At 40.9% G+C, this 23,248-nt stretch carries 10 protein-coding genes; 1 reads left to right on the forward strand and 9 read right to left on the reverse strand.

Annotation, left to right across the window (positions count from 1 at the left end):
* Positions 1 to 2 precede the first annotated feature (2 nt).
* Positions 3 to 2,837, reverse strand: coding sequence for a SusC/RagA family TonB-linked outer membrane protein (locus U859_RS0105275; protein ID WP_162799870.1), 2,835 nt, complete (start codon positions 2,835 to 2,837; stop codon positions 3 to 5).
* Between the two features lie 22 nt (positions 2,838 to 2,859).
* Positions 2,860 to 3,327, reverse strand: coding sequence for a CHRD domain-containing protein (locus U859_RS0105280; RefSeq protein WP_084153024.1), 468 nt, complete (start codon positions 3,325 to 3,327; stop codon positions 2,860 to 2,862).
* A 463-nt stretch (positions 3,328 to 3,790) separates the two neighbouring features.
* Here U859_RS0105280 and U859_RS0105285 point away from each other — a divergent pair, with 463 nt between their 5' ends.
* The gene (locus U859_RS0105285) at positions 3,791 to 7,870 is read left to right on the forward strand and encodes a hybrid sensor histidine kinase/response regulator transcription factor (RefSeq protein WP_084153025.1); all 4,080 of its coding nucleotides are present in this window, start codon (positions 3,791 to 3,793) and stop codon (positions 7,868 to 7,870) included.
* Between the two features lie 458 nt (positions 7,871 to 8,328).
* Here U859_RS0105285 and U859_RS0105290 read toward each other — a convergent pair whose 3' ends face one another.
* From U859_RS0105290 to U859_RS0105320, 7 genes are all read right to left on the reverse strand, one after another.
* Entirely contained in the window at positions 8,329 to 10,539 is a 2,211-nt protein-coding gene (locus U859_RS0105290) for an alpha-galactosidase (RefSeq protein ID WP_025142382.1), read from the reverse strand.
* A 55-nt stretch (positions 10,540 to 10,594) separates the two neighbouring features.
* A complete protein-coding gene (locus tag U859_RS0105295; protein WP_025142383.1) occupies positions 10,595 to 12,637 on the reverse strand; it encodes an alpha-galactosidase in 2,043 nt (680 codons plus the stop codon).
* A gap of 8 nt (positions 12,638 to 12,645) precedes the next feature.
* Entirely contained in the window at positions 12,646 to 14,979 is a 2,334-nt protein-coding gene (locus tag U859_RS0105300) for a glycosyl hydrolase family 95 catalytic domain-containing protein (protein WP_025142384.1), read from the reverse strand.
* A 283-nt stretch (positions 14,980 to 15,262) separates the two neighbouring features.
* On the reverse strand, positions 15,263 to 16,486 hold the full coding sequence (locus U859_RS0105305; protein WP_025142385.1) for a DUF4998 domain-containing protein: 1,224 nt from the start codon (positions 16,484 to 16,486) through the stop codon (positions 15,263 to 15,265).
* 33 nt (positions 16,487 to 16,519) lie between these two features.
* On the reverse strand, positions 16,520 to 17,755 hold the full coding sequence (locus tag U859_RS0105310; protein ID WP_025142386.1) for a DUF5000 domain-containing lipoprotein: 1,236 nt from the start codon (positions 17,753 to 17,755) through the stop codon (positions 16,520 to 16,522).
* Between the two features lie 17 nt (positions 17,756 to 17,772).
* Positions 17,773 to 19,704, reverse strand: a complete 1,932-nt coding sequence (locus tag U859_RS0105315) for a RagB/SusD family nutrient uptake outer membrane protein (RefSeq protein ID WP_029985481.1) — start codon at positions 19,702 to 19,704, stop codon at positions 17,773 to 17,775.
* Positions 19,704 to 23,009, reverse strand: a complete 3,306-nt coding sequence (locus tag U859_RS0105320) for a SusC/RagA family TonB-linked outer membrane protein (RefSeq protein ID WP_025142388.1) — start codon at positions 23,007 to 23,009, stop codon at positions 19,704 to 19,706. The genes U859_RS0105315 and U859_RS0105320 overlap by 1 nt, the downstream gene beginning before the upstream one ends.
* Positions 23,010 to 23,248: the final 239 nt, after the last annotated feature.

Consider the following 23,248-nt stretch of genomic DNA (forward strand, 5'->3'; position numbering starts at 1 on the left):
GCTTATAGTTTAAGTGATAAACCACCATTGATAATGCGGTAGTTGGCAAAGCCTGACAAACCTGTTTCTGGATCGAAATAATCGAGTTTGCTCCAGGTGAGGAGATTATAACCGTTAACAAAAAACCGCAGGTTGCTTATTTTTGCCCTCGCCAATAATTTAACCGGTACCGTGTAGCCTATTTCTACGTTTTTAAGTCGGATGAAATCGGCCCTTCTGTACCAAAAGCTAGAAGTTTGGGTATTGTAGGTATTGTTGCCAAGCGTTAAACGTGGCAGCGTTGCATTTACCGGGTTTTGAGGCGTCCAACGATTCTCCGTAGTATAATCGAGTACATAACCATAACCGTTGTTAAAGGCCAGCATTGACGATGGATTGTAATAAATTTCGCGTGGCAACCTACCCTCTACCAATGCATTAAAATCAAAACCTTTGTAAGCAAAGCCAAAGTTTAAGCCGAAAGAAAGGATTGGCCTGGTGTTAAGCGCTTTGGTATCTAAAAAGTTGATTACCCCATCGTTATTTAAGTCTTTGTATTTAATATCGCCCGGACTTGGTGTATAACCAGGGATATTGGCGGTTTTGCTGATATCCTCACCTACCTGGTAAAAGCCGATGGCCTCGTAACCGAAGGTGGTAACGGGTTGTCCTGCCCTATACATCCACGGGTAAGGATAATTGCCTTCCTGCCTGCTGATCACTTTGTTTTTGGCATAGGTAAAATTACCTTTAACGAAGTAGGAGAATTCCTTTCCATGATCGGCAAACTGAACGGATGCTTCTAACCCATTGTATCGGGTACTCCCGCCGTTAACTGTTGGATAGGTTTGGCCGATAATGCCCGAAGCATAACCATTTGCTGGCGTAATCAGCTCGTCGGTAAATTTATTATTGTAATAATTAACCTCTACGTTTAAACGGTTCTTTAAAAACTGTGCTTCAATCCCCGCATCCAACTTTAAAGCTTTCTCCCAGGTAATGTTTGGGTTTTTAAGGGCGTTTTCTAAACTTCCCGAAACGGCTGTAGCCGTAGCACCAAAGTTATAACCTGTTGATCCGATGGTATAATTCTGTAAATAGGTATAATAATTCCCCGGATCGGCCCAGGCGGTTTCGCCCACGCTCCCACGTATTTTTAAGAAATTAACCACTTTATTGTTAAACCAATCTTCTTTAGAAAGTATCCATCCTAAACCTGCTGATGGTAAAAAGCCCCATCTTTTGCCAGGTGCATAGCGGTTGTAACCACTGTAAACCATCGAAACTTCGGCAAGGTATTTCTGATCGAAATCGTAATTGGCACTAATACCTGCATTCTGATAAATCTGGTTGAGCTGGGTATAAGAATCGATCAGATTGGTGAGGTTAAAGGTACCCAGCACATTCAAAGTACTTTTACCAAAGGTTTTATCATAACCCAGCAATCCGTTAACAAAAGTCTGTTTGTTCTGCGTACCCAAAGTTGGCACACCACTATTGGCAATAATGGTTCCATCGCTGCCCACCTTTGTATAACTGGTACCAGTGCTGGTCGTGATTGGATAATAAATGGCAAATGTTTTGCTCCGTGAAATCGTTTGCAGGTAATAATTATTAATCGAAAGCAACCCCTTGGCCCATAAGCCTTTTGTTAGGTCATCCAGCTTAAATTTTAAACTTACATCGGCATTTAAAGAACGTTCGTTAAAACTATTATAACCCGAACTGAGCGTGCTAGCCAAAATATTATTGCTATACTGACTGCTACCACCATAACTACCATCAGGATTTTTTGCAGGATAACCCAGCGGCGAAGTCTGATAAATATTGTTCATGATGTTCGAAGCCAAACTGCCGGGTTCGTTACTATTCTCTATCGATGCAAAAATGTTTAGTCCCAGCTGGATATTATCGTTAAAATCGATCTGTGCGTTTGTTCTTAAATTATAGCGCTTGTAATAATTGGTGGTTTCGTAGCTGTTATCCGGACCAGAAATAAAGTTTCCGTCCTGGCTGAAATGCTCTACAGAGGTATAATAGCGGTAGTTTTTCCCATTTCCAGCCGCATTGATGGCATAACGCTGCTGTGCGGCATTCTTTTTATAAATGCTGTTGTACCAATCGTTATTAGGCTGTAAAAAAGGATTATTGGTTCCATTTTTATAGGCAGCAATTACATCGGCCGGATAGGTTGGGACAGCACCAGGGAAAGTATTCTGTTGTGCTTCGTTATACAGTTCGGCATAGTTGCCACCGGTAATAAAGTTTGGTCTTTTAAACTGGTTCAACACACCGTATTGTGCCGAAAAATTGAGTTCGAAAGGTTTTTCTAGTGATTTATCTTTTGTAGTGATGTACACAATACCTCCCGACGATCTCAAACCATACATATTGGCCGAAACCGCATCTTTTAATACAGTAATGCTTTTAATATCATCCAAATTGAAACTTGTAAACGAACGTACTACCCCGTCAACCACAATAAGTGGCGACTGACCACGAAGTGTAAAAGAAGAAACATCGAACAGCGGACCCGTACGGCCCGAGCTTCTGTTGCTGTATAAACCCGGGATTCTTCCGGCAATGGCATTGGTAACATCCGATACCGGCGTGGTATTTACATCTTCGTTATAAATGGTGGTGGTACCGGCAACGTTGCGGAGTTTGGAAATGGTTTTAAACCATTGGTCTATATGCCTGTCTTGTACGGGCAGTTTTGCCATCACAGAATCTTTTACCAGCGAGTCGCTTATTTTTTGGGCATACAACATGTTGTTGCCCAGTGCAAAAAGCAAACAGCCTATCCATAATGTTCTGAAACCCGGCACCTGATTTTGAAAAGTAATTGTTTTAATCATTTTATTTGGTTTTGGTTTCCTATTAATTAAGTTGTCCGCGCACCAGGCCATTGGGTTGTTGGGTAGAAGAAATCTGCAGGTATATTTTTTCGCTCTGCAGTTTTGAGGCTGTTGCGGCATCAACCGCTACCGAACCCGAAGTTTCGCGGTTAGCATTAAATGCAGGTGTTTTTAAATCGATAAAAACTGTACCCGAAGTAGTTTCGGTACCGAGGTAGATTTTGGCATTTCCGGGAGCATCATTATTTTCGAGTGTTTTATCGAAATAGATATCGTAATGCACTTCCATGTTATCCATCAGGTATACCATTGCTACCGCATGGTCTGTTCTGCCGCTAATGGCGGGCAAAACTTTCGTGGCAGAGAGGTCTACCTTCCATTGTTTCTTTACAAAAACATCAGAGGTGTAAGTGTCTTTTTTGCAGGAGCTAAAAAACAGCAGCGCAAGTGCAGGCATCAGGCAATGCCTTTTAAGTGTAAACAGGTTCATAAATTTTAGGAGTTGATTGTTTAGGGATATTGATTTTAATAAACTTGAAAGACAAGCATTAATGAAATACAGTTATCCATTTCTGTCGGTTCTCGCATACAGACAAAAAATGCCCATACATTCTCCTAAACTTTAAAAGCACTGTGCTTAATAAAAGTAATTTTTGTTTCATGGTTGGTTTGGTTAATATTTACTGTTGGCTATCGGATGGTTGATATCAGATTTGCCCACAGCGTTGGTTGTTAGTTAAATTTGGTTAAGCCAATTACAGGATTGGTTAATTACTGCTGGTGAATGCTCTTTTATCACCTTGTATTGGCTTTACCAAAACTAGTTGGGCGTAAAATTAAAAAGGTCGAAAATTGTAAATGAAAGGGTAGAAAAATGGCAATTCTTCCATATTTTAATCAATTCGCCCTATATTTAAAGTGAAATACCACGATCCCAAATAAAACTAACCTAAATGATGAAGCCGCGTTTTAGCGCAATAGGATTCTGTCTGCTGCTTTTGATATGCACATCCCTGTACGCGCAAAAGCCCATTGTATTTAATCACCTTACGATGGAGAATGGCTTGTCGCAAAATTCGGTGATGGCCATCGCACAGGATAAAAACCAGCTGATCTGGATGGGAACCCGGCATGGACTAAACCGCTATGATGGCTACCGTTTTAAAATTTACAATAGCAGTTCCGACAACCAGAACAGCATCTCGGATAATGTAATTACCACCCTATTGAGCGACAGCAAAGGACGGTTATGGGTGGGTACCGAAAATGGATTAAATCTCTACAATGAAAAAAGCGATCGTTTTATCAGGATCAACAAAAAAAGCTCTTCAAAATCTTTCAGCTGCGATTCGGTAGAGTGTGTATACGAAGATCCTCAGCAAAATATCTGGATCGGTACTTATAACGGGCTCAATCTGGTCGTTAATGCCGAAAAGCAGGTTTTTAAAAAATTCCTTTTTGATAAACCCGATCATAAAACAGGGATAAATCTCATCTTTTCAGTTTTTAAAGATGACCGGCAGAACCTTTGGGTAGGTACATTTAATGGTTTAGTTCGAATTTATCAGGTAAAAGGAAAATATCATTTCGAGATTTTCAGGCACAGGGCCAACGATGCAAAAAGCATCAGTTCCAATGCGGTAAAAAGCATCATCATCGATAAACAAAAGCGCCTTTGGCTGGGTACTTACAGTGGTTTAAACCTATTCGATTACCAACATAAAACCTTTACACGTTACCAAACCAGTGCTACAGATGCTAATTCAATTGTAAATAACGATATCCGTAAACTCACCTGTGATAAAACAGGAAACATCTGGATTGGCACACAGGAAGGTTTAAGTATCTTCGATCCCAATACCCGTAAATTCAGCAATTACCGCTACGATCCGGAACAGGGCAGCGGGCTGAGCCAAAATTCCATTCACAGTATTTTCCAGGATTTAAACGGTTCCATGTATGTAGGTACATTTTATAAAGGCGTTAATGTGGTTTATCCCTCTGCCACGCCATTTACGGTATACCGGAATTCGAAAAAACAACAGGGCCTGAGCAGCAATATTGTGAGTGCCATGGCCGAAGATCAATACCATAACCTTTGGATCGGAACGGAAGGTGGCGGCTTAAATTATGTAAACCGCAGCAAAAATACCTTTACCTATTACAGATCGGAACCAAACAACAGCAACGGACTGAACTCGAATCTGATTAAAACATTATGCCTCGATAAAACGGGACAGTTATTGGTGGGTACACACCGTGGCGGTCTGTATGTTTTTAATCCATCTGCGCAGAATTTCAGAAAAATAATCAATGTTAAGGATGTAAAAAATTCGCCTGGCGGTGCCGAAGTCATCGCGATAACGGAAGATAGTAATGGAATGGTTTGGGTGGGCTCCAGGGATGGTTTATCTACCCTATCTAAAACAAATGGTGTGTATGCCGGCACAACCGTTAAAAGCATTTTAGAGAAAAGCATACGGAATAAATATATTCAGGTGATTTTTGAGGATCAGGCCAAAAACCTCTGGATCGGCACCAGGGCAGGATTATATGCCTACAATCCTACCTTAAAAAGAATTACAGCTTATTATCAGAATAAAGCCAATACCAAAGGTCTAAAGTCAGATTATATCAATTGCATCATGCAGTTGAAAAATGGAAATATCGGTATCGGAACAGCTTTGGGTGGATTGAGCATCTTCGACTATAAAAGCAGAAAGTTCAAGAATTATAATGAAAAAGATGGACTGCCAAACAGCAATGTATTTGGAATAATCGAAGATGAGGAAAAGAACTTATGGATCAGCACTGATAAAGGCTTATCCAAACTGGTTACCAGCACAGGAAAATTTATCAACTACACTAAAAGCGATGGACTTGCAGGAAACAATTTTAACATCAATTCTTTTTTAAAAGATAGCCATAGCAAATTCTTCTTTGGGGGATACGATGGATTGACTGCGTTTTATCCGAAACAGATCGACATTAACAAAAATGTTGCCCCCATCACCTTTACCGGACTTAAACTGTTCAATCAGCCTGTAGAGGTAAACGGTGGCGATGGAATATTAAAGAAAGCTATCCAAAACACACCACAAATTACCTTTAAACACGATGAAAATAATTTCAGCATTGACTTTGCACTGCTCAACTATATCAAACCCGAAAAAAACAGCTACAGTTATATGCTTAAAGGCCATAGTAAAGCATGGACAAAAACCGATGTACCTAGTGTAAGTTATGCCGATCTGCCTTCGGGCAATTATACCTTTATGGTTACGGGCAATAATAACGATGGAAATCCGGGTGGTAAAGCAGCTTCACTAAATATTATCATACTCCCACCCTTTTGGGCAACCTGGTGGGCCTATTTCATTTACCTGGCCTTTTTTTCCGGATTATTGTTCCTGATTGTGCGTTATCTTTTTGTGCGTGCATTATTAAAACGTACTGAAGATATGCAGAAAATGAAACTGAATTTCTTCACTTACGTAGCGCATGAGATCAGAACCCCGCTTACACTGATTCTTGGCCCATTAGAAAATCTTTCTAATCAATACCAAACCGATACCGAGCTAAACCGGCAGCTAATTCCCATAAAAAACAATGCCAACAGGCTCATGCGTTTGATTACGGAACTAATGGATTTTAGAAAAGCCGAAACCGGGCACCTTACTTTGCATGTTACCGAAGATAATATCATCGAATTTATCAATGAAATTTTTATCTCCTTCTCTCATCTGGCGCAGGCTAATGGCATTCAGTATGAATTTATACACGGACAAGAAAACATCAATCTGTTTTTTGATAAACGACAGCTCGAAAAGGTATTGTTCAACCTTTTATCCAATGCCTTTAAATTCTGCGATAAAGGAGGTAAAATTTCAGTTTCTGTGCTCGAATTGGATGATGATGTAACCATCAGTATTTCTGATAATGGCCTGGGTATTCCTGCCGAAAGCCTTAGAGGTTTGTTTAGCGATTATTTCCAGGTAGATGAGCAGCAGAGCCACATTGGGTCGGGTATCGGGCTTGCCTTATCAAAAGCTATTGTTGAGGAACACCAGGGAAGCATTGCGGTAGAAAGTACGCCTGCCAAAAATGGTTCAAGGGGTTTCACCAAATTTACCGTAAAGTTAAAAAAGGGGAAATCGCATTTAAAAACAGCACTTTTTGATGGGGTAAAAGATTATCCTGCCCACCCCGACCTTTACACACAACAGGCAGAGGAAACAATCACGGTGATAAATCCTGAAAAAGAAATGGATCCGGCTGCTGAAACCATTTTGGTGGTTGAAGATAATAGTGAAATCAGATCGTTAATCACTTCTTTAGTTGGCAATAACTACCAGATTGCCGAAAGTGAAAACGGCTTACTGGGTTGGGAAACAGCTGTAGAAATGCTCCCCGATCTGATTATCTGCGACATCATGATGCCGGTTATGGATGGTATCGAACTTTGCCGCCGCCTTAAACAGGACGAGCGCACCAGTCATATTCCGGTGATTATACTTACCGCCCGTTCGTCGCATATCCACCAGGTGAGCGGTTTAGAAACTGGTGCTGATGCCTACATCACCAAGCCTTTTAGTCCGGAGTTACTTTTGCTCAACGTACGCAATTTACTGATGTCGAGACAGGTAATGCGCCAAAAGTTCCTGAAACACATCCATCTGCAGCCAAAAGAACTCACCATTAATGCCGTTGATGAAGCTTTTATGCAAAAATTACTGGGCTATATCGATCAGCACATTGCAGATGAAGATTTTGGGGTATCAGAACTGGCTTCGATGATCGGTATGAGCAAACCGGTACTCTACAAAAAAATCAGACAGCTCACCAACCTTTCGGTAAATGATTTTGTAAAATCGATCCGTTTAAAAAAGGCCATGGAGTTATTTAAACAAAACAGGTTTACGATTTATGAGGTGGCCTATCAGGTGGGCTTCAACGATCCGAAATACTTTAGCAGGGAGTTTAAAAAGCAGTTTGGAAAGAATCCACGGGCATTTATGAACGGGGAAGAGTAGTTTGGAGTAGTTTTGAGTCCAAAGTCTTTAGTCCTCAGTCCAGAGTCAATTACTCGCGGATGGTCATCATAAGAAAAATCGTCATTTCGAGCGGCCCCGTTAACTATCGGGTGCAACGAAGCCGAGAAATCTATTACAAGGTTCATCTCTTCGTTAGGTCAGCCTGAGCGTAGTCGAAGGGCCTATTATTTCTTTAATTCAGTTACGAATAAACCCTCGCAAGTGGTGCGTGAGGACAAGAACTACGGAGACAGATAGATCTCTCCGCTATGCTACGGTCGAGATGACGGGCCTGCGCGAGAACACGAACAACTAACAGGCAAAAAGTCCGTCATTGCGAGAAGGCTTTTTCAGCCGACGAAGCAATCTTACAACGATCGCTATTAGCGTGCGCTTTAAGATTGCTTTGTCGTTCCTCCTCGCAATAACGGACTTTATTAATAACGTACTCCTTTAAACTACTTTACCTCCTCAAACTTCAGCACCACACTCGTTCTATCGGTAGTTAAAACCGGGTTAAAACCAACCTTCATTAAAAAATCTCCTGTGTAAATTTTGCTGCCATCAATTGGCGATTTAGTACCCGGAAAAAGGTTAATCTCTTTGATTTGATATTTTTTATTGGCATCTAAACCATTTAATTTTACAGGATACTTACTTCCCTCTCCATAACGGTAATTTACCAGGTAATTAAAGATCACACCTTCCGTTTTCTGTTCGTTTACATATAACATTGAGGCTACGCTGCCTGCACGTGGATCGGCCAAACGGTATTGTTCGCCCTGCCAGATAATTTCTTTCACCTCATTATAATTTTTAATCGCATCCTGACAAAACTGAAGTTCCTTTTCAGGCAGTTTACTCACCACAATATCGAAACCCAGTTTGCCCATCATGGCTACATCAGTACGGAATTTTATCGATTGTTTGCCCCAATCAGTTACATGATTAGAACTGCTGATGGCAGGATAAAAATAAGAGTATTCCCACTGCATAAAAATCCTTTCTAACGGATCGGTATTGTCGCTTGGCCAGAATTCTGTAAAATACTGTAAAGCAGCATAATCTACCCTGCCGCCGCCACCCGAACATAACATCATCGGTACGGTTGGGTATTTGGAACGAATGCGTTGTAAAACACTATACAAGCCCTTTACATAATCGATATAAAAGTGCGACTGATTTTTTAAATGCGCAGAATAAGCATTATAAATTACTGCATTACAATCCCATTTAATGTAGGCGAGTTTCGGGTTTTTGGTAAACAGATCGTCAACCACTCCAAAAACAAAATCCTGCACTTTTGGATTCGAAAGATCAAGCTCCAGCTGGTTCCTGAAATAATATTCCGGGCGGTTCGGCTGTTTCACTACCCAATCAGGATGTTTTTCGTACAATTCGCTCTTAGGGCTCACCATTTCAGGTTCAATCCAGATCCCGAACCGGGTTCCCACTTTATCAGCTTCTTTTACCAGTGAGGCAATGCCGTTAGGAAGTTTCTTTTTGTTTTCCTGCCAGTCGCCCAGTGCCGCATGATCATCATTCCGTGGATATTTATTCCCAAACCAGCCATCATCGAGCAAAAAGAAATCGACACCCAGTTTTTTGGTATCTTTTAATAAATCGGCCAGTTTTTGTTCGTTAAAGTCGAAATAAGTGGCTTCCCAGTTGTTCAAAAGCGTTAAGCGACTGCCTTTACCATCCAATATTTTATAATTCCGTGCCCAGCTCTGTAATTTTCTGCTCGCATCACCTTTTCCCTGATCAGAAAAAGTATATAAAAAAGCTGGTGTTGCAAAAACTTCGCCCGGTTTTAAGCTGTATGGCGAAGCATAATTATTCATACCCGCAATAATGCGCAGGTTATCCTGATAATCGAGTTCCAGATCGACCTTGAAATTACCGCTCCACTCCAAAGCGCCATATAAAACGTTGCCTTCATTTTCCTCAGCAGGTTTATCCATCGAAATCATAAAAACTGAGGGCTGAAAAAGGTTGGCCCTGGTACCCAACTTGCTATCCAAAGTTTTAATACCATGGGTAATTTCACTCTGTTCGGGCTGCATTTCCTTTGCCCAATCGCCATGGTACTGGTTAAGCCAAAAATGTGGCGATTTTAGATGCAGATTTGCAGAAGCATATTTATTCAATACCACGATACCTTTTTCGTTGTGTTTAATTTCAGTCCATTGCTCTATTACATCCTGTTTGTAAAAAGATTTATAAAACAGCGTTACTTCGAAATTGTACACCGGATCTTTTAACCTGATCTTTAACAAACTTACATTATCATCAATTGCGGTAACGCTATGATCAACATATTTAAGGTCGAGCGAATTATTACCATCTGCGTGTGTAACACTAATGGCCGGTTCAACCAGGTTTCTTGACCCCGATGGTGTGTAAGCCGAATTTAACTGTCCGGTATAATCTTCTGTTTGTTTGTACTGACCGCTAACCTGTGCATATTCTTGTTTATCGGCAAGTTTTTTCCCAAAAAATATGGTGTTTACATCTTTTTTCGCGTCGGCCTGTAAAACCAGCGCATTATGGGCAGTTTCGATAGGAATAATGGTTTGGGCGTTGAGCTGGGTTACGGCAAAAATGGAAACGGCAATGGCCAATGCGCCATGCCTGATGTAACCTGTAAATTGATCTGATTTGTTCATTTGTGTTTTCAATAGTAATCGCTAATGTTTTTTATAGATAGAGGGTTGATTTAAGTTAGGGTTTGACCATAATTTTAAGGAGGAGGGCATCTTTTCCGGTCAAATTCAGCGTTTGGTAGTTTTTAAAGGATTCGACTTTTTGGCTGATCAGATTTTCAGCGCTGTATAATTTATCCGCTTTTAAACCGATTCTTGAAAAATCAATTTTAAAATCCTTCGCTTCGTCACCATAATTAAATATGGCCAGGTATTTTACATTACCCACCTGCTTAACAAAAAGCTGTGAAGCCGATTTTCCTCTGTTTCCTTCTACCGGAACAAATGCTTTTCCATCCTCTAAAATCTTTAAGATTTTGGTATTGTTCAACAAACGCCGGGCAGTGCTTGTCCATTTACCCTTGCGTGAAAAATCATCGCCGGTGATGCAGGTACCTGTAACAATTGCAGATAAAAACCTGGCCGTATTTTCCTGATCAGATTGATCAGAGAATACCACATGGTCGGCATCGATATAATCGTAAAGGTAGGTTTGCCACCAGCCATTGCCTACACTGTTTAAAGTATATTCGGTATCTTTTATCGATTTAAACGCATCGCAGGCAATGCGGCGTACATGTACATACCTTCCAGAAGCCAGGTTTGGTGAAATAGCAGCATAAATCAGCATTTTACCATCGAGTTGTTTTAACAAAAACTCCATTCCGACTTTGTAAGCCTGCATACCTGTTGTAATTTTCGGATCGTAAAAATGATTGGATTCTATGGCGGCATGACCTAAAAAGTCGATTTTAATCATTTCAAAACCGCATTCTTTAAACTTTTTAATTACAGTTGCAATGCGTTGCTGCGTACCCGGATGCGTTGGATCCAATGCCCGTGCGCCATCAATATCGTGATAACCAGCGCCAACTTTCGTCCACATCTCACCAAAGGTATAATCAGTTCCTTCTGCTTTGCGGTTGCCACCCCCTGCAAAACCCCAATCAACAAAAGGTGCCCAATAAATACCAGGCTTTAACCCTTTTGATTTAGCATGATCGGCAAAGGCTTTTAGTTTGGAGTAATCACCCGTCAAACCACCTTTTAGCAGATTATCCCAGTACGAATCGAGATCGATATAAGCTACGCCTCCGCTCCTGAATTTTTTTAAACTATCGGCAAAAAAATCAGTTACCTGATTGGCTTTCTCTAGCGTAATTTTCTCCTGCATGGCACCCCAGCTGTTCCAACCCACTGGTGTGGCTTTATTCCATTTAAAAACAATAGGCGGTTCCGAAATCCTGTTTAGTTTGGCATAAGTTTCCATGCCCAAACGCCAGTCATCAAAAGCACCGAAAAATACTTTCGCCGAACTGATTGAGTTGCCACTTAAATAACCATGCGGAATTTTATCGCGGGTAATGCTTTCTTCAGTATAACCACAAATGGCTTGGATACCAATTTTTTTGTCGTTATCCATCGCGGTAATGATCCCTGTTTTCCAGTTGCTGTGATCTATAGAACCGATTACAAAACCATTTCGCGATTGATCGTGATATAATGCGCTAACTTCTGCACTTGGATTGCTAACATTCGCTTTTAAGGATACGGTATTATAAGAAATGAAGGTATCGTTATCAAAAGGTACAAATAAACTTGTGGGTGTATCGGTATGCTCCTGATCAATCAAATTTCCATTTAGGGGAACCATATGATTAATGGATAAACCGACACCTTGTAGCGCAATTTCGATTATAAAATAATTTTTATCGGTATAAGTATAAAATATCTGCTGCATGGTAGGCAAACCATTTTTTCTTAACCAGAATATATGCTGAATACCAGTCCCAAAGCGATTTTTAATGGGTGTTTGAGTATAGTTGATCTTATCATAGGTTTTAGAACTGAGCAATGTTTTCTGGTATTCGGCCTGCGAAAAACCATTTAGCAACAGTTGATTTGTTCCATCAGAAACATTAAAAGTGCCGGCTTTAAGGTTGTAGTCTATTTTTCCGGTTTTACCATAATTAATAATGATTGCCGAGGCAGATCTGCCAAAAAAGAGCAGTATGCTTAAAATTAAAAGAGCCTGATGTTTGAATAAAAATTTAAAAATCATGTATCGTTCTAAATTTTAACCGAAGTTATTGTAGTCAGTTTTCCGTTTATTTTAACTTTTACTTTCTGCGGTGTTGCCGAAGCTATTTTATAGGAAGTAATTTTACCATCCTTCCAGTTCATATTAACAGTAAAATTGCCCCTCGCTTTTAATCCTTTAATTTCGCCAAAGGCTTTCCATGCATCCGGAATAGCAGGTAGCAGTTCGATAAAACCATCGTGACTCTGGATCAGCATTTCGGCAATGGCTGCAGCGGCACCAAAGTTACCATCAATCTGGAACGGTGGTCCGGCCGATAACATATTCGGGTAAACACCCCCACCTGCACCATAATTGATATCGGTACGCAAAGTAGGTTTTAAAATCTCCCTGAACAATTTAAATGCCCGGTTCCCATCCTGTAACCTTGCCCAAAATAACTGTTTATAAGCAATCGACCAACTTGGCCCGTCATCTCCCCTAACTTCGAGTGTTTTTTTTGCGGCTTCAGCTAAAGCCGGGGTTGAAGTTGGTGTGATTAAACCTGCCGGATAAACGCCATATAAATGCGAAATGTGACGGTGCTGTGGATCGGTTTCTTTATAATCTTCCAGCCATTCCTGTATGCGTCCGTCTTTGCTGATTACGCCAACTGGCGGAATCGATTTAAGTTTTTCTTTTAGCGAGGCGCTAAAGGCGACATCAACTTTAAGCAGTTTTGCCGCGGTGATGACGTTATTAAAAAGTTCCCTTACAATCTGGTTATCAATGGTTGGTCCCATCGAAATGCTTGCGGTTTTCCCATTGGGCAGGTAAAAAGTATTTTCGGGCGATACGGAAGGAGAAGTAACCAACCAGCCCGTTTTTGGATCTTTGATCAAAACACTCTGGTAAAATGCGGCTGATCCTTTTAAGATCGGATAAATGCTTTTCAGGTATTTTAAATCGCGACTGTAAGCGAAATGATCCCAAAGGTTACTGCATAACCAGCCCGAACCTGCATTTGAAGCTCCCCATGACGCACTTTCACCAGGTTCGGTAAAGCCCCAAACATTGGTAATCACGTGGGCAATCCAGCCATCGGCATTGTAATAGGCTTTGGCCGTTTTTGTGCCATGTTCGGTTAAATTCCTTACCAGTTCAGCCAATGGAAGGTTTAGCTCCGATAAATTGGCCGGTTCGATGGCAAAGTGGTTCATCTGTACGTTAACATCCAGATGGTAATCGCCGTTCCAGGGGGTATTAATCTGATTGGCCCACAAACCCTGAAGATTTGGGGGTAAAAGTCCTACTCTGGTACTGCTGATGCTTAAATAGCGGCCAAACTGGAAAAATAATGCACTTAACGAAACATCATTTTTATAATCTTTATAGAAATGATCTAACCTTACATCGGTTGGCAGTTTCGCAGCTTCACCTTCGCCTAAATTAATTTTTAAGCGGTTAAACAGCTTGCCAAAGTTTGCGCTATGTTTGGCCAGTTCTTCTGCATAAGCTTTCTTTTTTGCTTGCTGAAGAACATTTTTCACCCTTGCTTCGAAATCGGCGTGTTTAAAATCGGTCTCCGCCGCAACGTAAATAATAATTTCGGTCGCATCCTTTATTTTAAGGACATTGCCTTCGCTCGTAACTGAACCATCTTTCAATTTAGTACTCACGCGGCTCATGTACTTCATGCCTTTTCCATCCGTTCCATTATCTAGCTGACCAAAAATTAATAGTTCATTGCCCTGACTGGCCAAGGTGGCTTTTTCGGGCCGGCTGATGGAAATATTGCAGTTCAGCTTTTTAGGCTGATCGGCAGTGATGCGGATAATATTTACATCATCATCAAAACTGCAGAAATATTCCCTTTTGTATTTTACGCCATTGAGCGTAAATTCGGTTGTCGCCACGGCTTTATCCAACGATAAAGTTCTTTTGTAAACCTCCGGTTTTGTTTTTTTAACACCTGGATATTGATAATCAAGCTGCAAATTGCCCAATGTTTGGTATTTACCCCAGGTTGCTCCCCCCGAACCCTGTCCTTTGCAAACAAAATCGCGGTTAACCAGTTCCTGTGCTTCATCATTTTTACCTTCTAATATCAGTTGCCTGATTTTCGGCAGACTTTTGTAGGCTTCGTAATTATTGGCATCCTGTTTCCCTCCGCTCCATAAAGTAATATCATTTAGTACGATATTCTCTTTGGTAACGCCACCATCTGGCGTCATACCGAGTTTACCATTGCCCAAAGGAAGGGTTTCTTCCCAGATTTTGGCAGGTTTATCATACCAGAGCAATAATGGTTTTTGCTGGGCAAAAGCATTTTTACTGATGAAAAGCGAAAAGAGCGCAATACCCGTCAGTTGTTTAAAATTCATTTTTCATTTGTGTGTGTTGTACTTTATTAATTATCCCGATCCGAAAGCTGTCGGATGAAGCACGGTCCCGAATGTTTGTCCGCTACCATAAAAATACTTCAATAGAAAACTCGTCATTGCGAGGAGGTACCGACGAAGCAATCTTTTCTGCTTGTGATTACTGCAAGATAGATTGCTTCGTCGGCTGAAAAAGCCTTCTCGCAATGACGACCATTGTATTGAAATGCTTCAGTCGAGATGACCGCCATCTGTTAAAGTCCTCGCAAAAAACTGTTTAAAAAGGTTATTGTATATTCCAGAACCTGATTTCGCTCATATTGCTATAATTGCCATCGCCATTGGTTACATGCTTGATCCTGATGCGAATATAACGAATCGGTTTACCTCCGTTATCCAATTCCGAAGTAAAAGCATTTTTTCCATCATCAGTTCTGGTTACGTCTTTTAAAAGCGTCCACCCTTTACTTATTGCCTGTGCGGGCCAACTATTATCGCTTGCAGATAATGTTGTGGTGGCATTGCTTAGATCGGCAGTTCCCCAAACTTCAAAACGATCTGGATTATTACAACAATCTCTTCCGGTTTCTTCTATACGGGACAAATTGGTATATATTTTACCTAAATCGAAGGTAATTACATGTGGCATACCGCTGTTCCCTGCGCTATGGAAAATATTCGGATAGCCCTGCGGACCAACGCTTCCATCCCACAATTTACTGATGCTGGTACCCGACTCGTAAGTCTGCGCATCGCCTGGTAAATGAACTTCGTTAAAAAGCGATCGGTTACAAAGCACATATCTTGGTACAATTTCTGGAAAAACAGAGAAATCACTCACAGCAAATACATCCAATGAACCTTTACCAGGAATGTACGATGATTTATACTGGATTGCAGTACCAGGCTTGTAGTCGTTCAGGGTAATCGAAGTATCACGGGGCAAAAGTATTTTATCTACTGTTGATCCAGCCACATTAGTATACCTCACCACAGTATTTACATTAATGGTATCGGGTGTATTAAAGTTTAATTGTACAGAATTGGTGCTGTTAATAAAGTAAGGATCTATCACATTATAAGGTCTGTTTAATAAGCCTGATTGATACAATGGACCAAAAACCCTTACATTTCTGGCTTCAATCGGAATAGATTTATGTCCCTGTGCATCGTAAGAATAAACCGTAAAAGTATAGGTATATTCCTTCAAATTCGGGATGGTTACTTTAATCGTATCCAGTGGATTATGGGTGGTAGGTGTAATCACTACCGAATCGGCACTGTTATTCCAGTACACCACATATTTGGTTATACTTGGATCTGGACTTGGATTCCACCACAAGCCTGTTCGTAAATTACCAGGTTTGGTAACAATATTAGCTACGCGGCCCGGGTACACAATTTCACCATCTTTTAAGTATTCTTTAAAGGCAAGATCATCTTTGGTACAGCTGATGATTACGGTTACCAGCAATAACAGCAAACCGCTAATTTTATATATACTTTTCATATCTGAAAATTTATCTTTTTATATTATCATTAACTACCGTGGATCGCCGTAAAAGGCCATTTCCATCGCATGAGCAAAGGTACCGTTAGACCATGTTGTACTTACCGAAAGGCGCACATAACGTACTTTTGGATTGCTTAACGGGAAATTGAAACTTACACCTGCTTTTACAAAATCGTTATCTGCCGTGGTATGTGCAACAGGCGCTAAACCTGAGGGAGGATTAGGATAATTATAATTACCCATATTGATCCAGTCGCCGATAATGGTGCCCTCTGGTGCTGATAAAGGAAGTTGCGCATCGCGTGGAGCAGCCACATCAGAACCCCATACCGAAAATACTTTAGGATTTCCGTGCCCATAAGCATACTTATCGCCACCATCTGGTCTTTCCCATAAAATAAAGCGGCTTAGTTTTGCGCTTACTCCCAAACCAAATGTAGCGATTGCAGGCATTGCACCACCCGGCGCCGTGTGCCACCCGTTAGAGTTACCATCTGTTTTTCCATCCCATAAGTAAGGCAGATCCCAGCCATAAGCAATCACGCCATCTGTAGGAAGCCTGTACTGGAAAAATTTATTTCTATCCAGTAAGGTTTCAAAGAAAGGTGTAACAGTTGTATAAGTAGTATCAGAGATGTTTCCAAAATTATCAGTTACGTAATAACCTATTTTCTTCGCCACCGGAGCATAACCCCTTACCGAATAATTGATCACTTCAGTTTTGCCATAATGCTGATCGATTACATCCGAAACATTATTATTGCCAACACCCAAAAGGATAATCCCCAGGTTATTTTTAGCTGGATTTGTACCTGTAATTTTGATGCCGCCAAAATCAGCTTCGGCGTTAATGGTTGGTTTAGCCAGTAAATAAGGCGGGGTATCGGGATTAACTTTTACCACCACAGGATCGGATTTAACCTCTGCCCTGCTTACGGCATATAAGGTAACATCGTAACCCTGCTTTTTGGCAAAACCATCCACCATAATCGAATCAGAATAATAACTCGATTTAGTTTCTCTGGTGGTTACGCCATTTATTTTATACTGTGCCAGTACATACAAAAGGTTTTTTGAATTTGGCAAAGAATAAGTAATATAAGCGCCGCCATTAAAATTATCTACTTTAATATTGGTTACCACCCCAGGCTTGGTCATGTCAGACGAAGCCGGATCGTTATAAGTTTCCATTTTTTTACAGGCAGCAATACTGGCCAAAACGGAAACGATAAGCACCAGGTAAATACTATATTTAATACGTTTCATATCTTTAATATTTTAAACTACCAATAAGGATTTTGAACTAAGTTTGGATTTACAACCAGATCGTAACTTCTGATTGGCCATAAATAATCTTTTAAGCCAAAAACAGGGATAAACTGGGTAGTTGGACGGTAATAGTTTATCGCATCGGCATTATTGATGCTCCAGCCCTGTATAGGGTTATTTAAAACTGCCTGAAGTTCTTTCCATCTTCTTAAATCCCAGCCGCTCTGCCCTTCAAAACACAGCTCGATCCTTCTTTCCTGGTGAATAATCTGCCTTAAACCATCTTTGGTATTAAATTTATTCGGGTTTTTTGAAAAGTTTGTCCATGATGCCTGTACGCCCTGTAAACCTGCTCTTTGTCTTACTTTATCAACATAGGTAAATACTTCCGTGCTTGGTCCACTTACCTCATTCAGTGCCTCGGCATAAAGTAAATATAAACCGGCCAGCCTGATTAATGGTAAACGGAATGGCGATGGCTGAAAACCATCATCATACACAGAGGCATAATTGACCAGTTTCTTTGGCCAGTAACCTGTAATATTCAATCTGATGTTATCGCTCGGTGCTGCAAGCCCGGTTCCCCTGGCCGAAACATAGTATAATGGATTGGCTGGATCGTCCTGATTATTTCTTCCATTACCAAACCAGATACCACCATCAAAAGCGATATCGGCGTAAAAGCGGGTTTCGCGTGCAAAATGGCCTTTAATGGTTTCGTAACCTTGCTGAATATAATAACGGCTGGCATTATCACCCACTTTAATGGTATTCCTGCCTGCATAATCCCAGGTTTTATCTTCGCTGATCGGCACACCGTTAACCGTATAAAAAAGTTCCTGTGTACTTATCGGCGCAGAAAAAGTAGAAGGATTAGAAAAATTGTTTACTGCCGATTTTGCAGTAAGCCTTGGTGTTGCAAAACCCTGATAGCTAAATTCAGGATTTGATGCCCAGATAATTTCGGCGTTTAGCTCCCATTTTTCGGTCACGGCATTCTGTACATCCAATTCTCTTTTTAACGAATCGGATAATTTACCCACGGTTGTTGGCGATTGGAAGGTATATAATTTAATACCCTGACCTTCTGCAGCAGTAATGGCCGCTTTAGCCGCATCAGCAGCTTTTTTCCATTTTTGCGCATCATAAGCTGCAGGAAACAGACTCACTCCATCTTTATCTTTAAAGCTTACATAATCAGGATTACCGTTAAAAAGCGGACTTGCGGCTGTTGCCAATACATCGGCCTTAACCGATAACGCAATTACACTGGTTACCCTACCCAATTCAGTTGCCTGACTGCTGATTACAGCGGGTAGATTAGGGATGGCTTCATCCAATAGAGATACAATATATTCAACTGTTTCGTCAACTGGCACCCTTTTAACACGCACCTCATCAGTACTGCTATTAATGGCCAGATTGGTTTTAATTAACGGAATGGGACCATACATTTTAAAAAGCACATAGTGATAATAGGCTTTTAAAAATTTAGTTTCGGCAATCCAGCGTTGTTTTTCTGCAGCACCCAGATCAATCGGTTTATCAATATTCTCGAGCATGATGTTACAGATCCTGATGGAACGCCAAAGGCTATAACTGCCTTCGCTGCCATCCCATGCATTTAAACCTGGGTTTGCTGTCGTTTGTGTACCCCTTAATAAGTTAAAACCTGTACGGTTAAAACCCTGGTAATTATCGAGTGTGTTAGAATAAATCAGCTCCGATGAGGTCGTAAAACCCGGGTTTGAAGCCGCATCATTCATGCGCTGCAGGTAAGCATAACAAGAATATAAATAGTTTTCGGCTTCATTCCTGTTCCTGAAAGCATAATCAAGCGTACCTAAGTTATCGGGTGTGATATCGAGATACTTTTTACAGGATACAAAAGTACCCAGCACCATCATGATGCAGCCGTATGTAAAATATGTTTTTATCGTTTTCATTATAAGGTTACGTTAAGACCAACATTGAATACCTTTTGTATTGGATAGGCAAAACCGTTTCCGCCCTGCTCCGGGTCCCACATTTTAAATGGACTCCAGGTAATCAGGTTTAAACCGTTTAAATAAATGCGGCATGAGTTCAGCTTGATTTTACTCGAAATACGCTGTGGAAGCGTATAGCCAAGTTCAACCGATTTAAGCCTTAATAAACGGCCATTCCTCATCCACCAGGTACTGGTTTGTGCATTATTTTCCAGATCTGCAGCATTTACCGCCAATCGTGGGTATAGTGCATACAGGTTTTGGTTTTCCGGCGACCAATGGTTATCGGCAAAATCTTTCAGCAATTGTGTATTACCATAAATATACTGCTGATCACTTGGTACAAAAGGGCTAACTTTCCGCGGATCGATAAAGAAAGTCATTCTATCCTGTCCGGTAAAAAAGGCTGATAGATCGAAACCTTTGTATGAAGAACTGAAACCGAAACCATACACCACTTCTGGCGATTGAGGGAAACCAATGTAAGCTTTATCAGCATCATCAATTTTACCATCATTATTTAAATCGCGGTATTTAATATCACCTGCCCTTGGCGGTTTGCCTCCTGTAGAAAAAATCTGTGTTGGTGAATTTGCCACCTCTTTATCATCAACAAACAAACGCTCGGCAATGTAACCATAGTTTCTGCTAATAGGCTGACCAGTAGTGTAACGGTAAGCTTCTGCCCACTGCGGCTCCTCGTAATTGATGTATTTATTTTTGGCAAAAGTTAAATTAGACCGTACCGCAAAAGAAAATGCATTTACGTTAAACTTATAATCAAGCGATAAATCGATCCCTCTTGATCGCGCCTTACCAATGTTGGCACCAATATCAGGTGCGCCAGTGTTGGGATCAATAGCCTCCAAACCCAGTGTACTTGGCACATTTTTACGGATCATGTAAATATTGTAGCGGTCGTTATTATAAACCTCTGCAATAATGTTCATGTTTTTGAAAAGCGTAGCTTCTAAAGCGATGTTCGTTTGGCGCGAAGTTTCCCAGGTAATATCGGTATTTTCGTAACTGTTGATGTATACCCCTGGGCGGGTAGCCGCACCATTATAACCAAATTGAGCATAATTTCCACCGCCATTTAAATTCACATCTGATTGGTAGAAAAAGCGTTGCGATCCGATGGCATCGTTACCCACCAAACCAAAACTACCTCTCAATTTCAATCGGTTAACCACATTTGCAATTCCGCCTATCCAGAATTTTTCGTTCGAAACAATCCATCCTGCACCAATGGTTGGGAAGAAACCAAAACGGTGATTTTCCGAAAACCTCTCCGATCCGTTATAACCAAAGTTGGTTTCAAGGAAATAACGGCTTTTGTACGAGTAGGTTAATCTTCCTGCCAAACCTAAATTGCGGTAAGGAAGTGAGTATTGTAAAGTCCGGGTATTGGTTTTTGGATCTTTTGCGTTGTTATAAAGGTTCTGTTGGGCAGTCCCGATCAATGTACCGCTAATGGTATGGCTTTGACCAAAAGTATGGTCGTAGTTTACAGAAGCCTGTCCATAAAGAAAGGTACTAATGTTTGGATCGCCAGGATAATAGCTCAGATATTCCTGTGCAATATTAGGAACTTTAGATGGATCTCCGGTAGCGGAGTTTAACCAGTTTAACACGTATGTATTGCTTCCTTTATCATACGAACCTACGTTATAATAAAATGGTGAATAAGCCATTGATGAATCGAAGTAAGAATACCTGTTGGTGCTGAAAATCGATTTGAACGAAAGTCCTTCTGTTAAGAAATCGAGTTTTTGGTTCAGTTCCAGTTGTGCCGACATACGCGATTCACTTGAACTTTTATGTCCGCGGAGCAATGCAGCATAAGGGTTATTGTATAAAATACTGTTTACCCCTGTACCACCGGTATTTCCGAATAAAATGTGCTGTGCATTTTGATTGGCCGCATCAGCAGGGAAATAAGCCGGAAATATAACCGGACTGGTATGCACCGCAATATTATAAAGATCGGTAGAAAAACCACCATCGGTAGCCAATGGACCATTGTATTCGCTAAAATTACCCGATAAACGCACCACCAATTCGGTAGTTTTGCCTAAATCGATATTGATGTTTGAACGCAACTGGTAATTACGGAATTTTACGTTATTATCGTTATTGTTCCTGTCGTCTTGATTAAGCACACCATTATCAAGATTGTAAGAACCCGCAATATAATACCTGGCCACACCACCGCCACCGCTTACACTCATATTGGCACGCTGGGTACTGGTTCTTTTTTTGAATAACAGGCCCAACCAATCAACTGCAGGGTAAACATATTCGTTATAACCTGGGCTTTTATTTACCGTTGCCTGGGTATTGATGATCTGGTTCGGTGTAAACATCGGATCCATTCCCCTGCCTATAGTAGCCTCATTAAAAAGCCTCATATAAGTAATCGGATCGGCAAGTTCCAAGTTTTGAGTAGATTGAGAGGAAGAATTTTCCAACCGGAAACTGATTTTAGCCTTGCCTTCTTTGCCAGATTTGGTAGCCACTAAAATTACCCCGTTTGCACCCCTGGCGCCATATAATGCCGTAGCACTCGCGTCTTTCAGGATGGAGAAACTTTCGATATCATCAACCTGTAACCGTGCAAGATCCGAGCTCGTTAACTCTACGTTATCAATCAAAATCAATGGATCCTGTTTGTAACCAAAAGTAGTTACCCCACGGATAAAAAACTGCGAATTATCCTGCCCGGGCTGTCCGCTGCGCTGATAACCGATTACACCAGCTATCTGACCCGAAAGTGCATTGGTTAAATTACTCGAAGGTATTTTAAGGTTGCCCACTTTCACCGTGGTAACCGAACCTACCAAAGCTTCCTTACGTTGCTTTTGCCCCAAAGCGGTAATCACCACCTCTTCAGATAGCATATTTTCTTCGGTTAGTTTAATGTTGATCACGTTACCCGCACCCACTGTTGCCCTTTGCTCGCGATAACCTACATAAGAAAAACGGAGGATTTCGCCCGGAGCAACATCAAGTACAAATTTCCCGTTGTTATCGGTCTGCGTACCTACGTTAACCTTGTTTACAACCGCTACGGTTACGCCGGGCAGCCCTACCCCTAACGTATCGGTAACCTTACCCGTAATGGTTTTCTTCCCTGCCTGGGAATAACCTTTAACAGGCATAAAAATCAGGAAAAATACAAGCATCGAACCTGTCAATACCAGTGCATTTTTTAGCCTGCCAGACACCGACAGGTGCCTACAAAACAAAAATAATTGCTTCATTTGCTAATAAGCTTTTAAATGATGAATTAAAAAATTGTAGATAGATGTAGATCGACAGAAATTAATGTCCTTTAAGACTTTGTAGATCCGTCGGCCATCCTTTAGCAATCGAAGGTAGGCTTTGCATTACTGCACAATAAGTTGTAAAATTTCTCATAATTGGGGATTATTTGGTTAATGAAAATATCGTTTAGATTAGATAAATGATCTTTAACATTTTATTTACTTGTTATGCCCTT

The organism is Pedobacter jeongneungensis (assembly GCF_000633455.1).
Taxonomy (GTDB): domain Bacteria; phylum Bacteroidota; class Bacteroidia; order Sphingobacteriales; family Sphingobacteriaceae; genus Pedobacter; species Pedobacter jeongneungensis_A.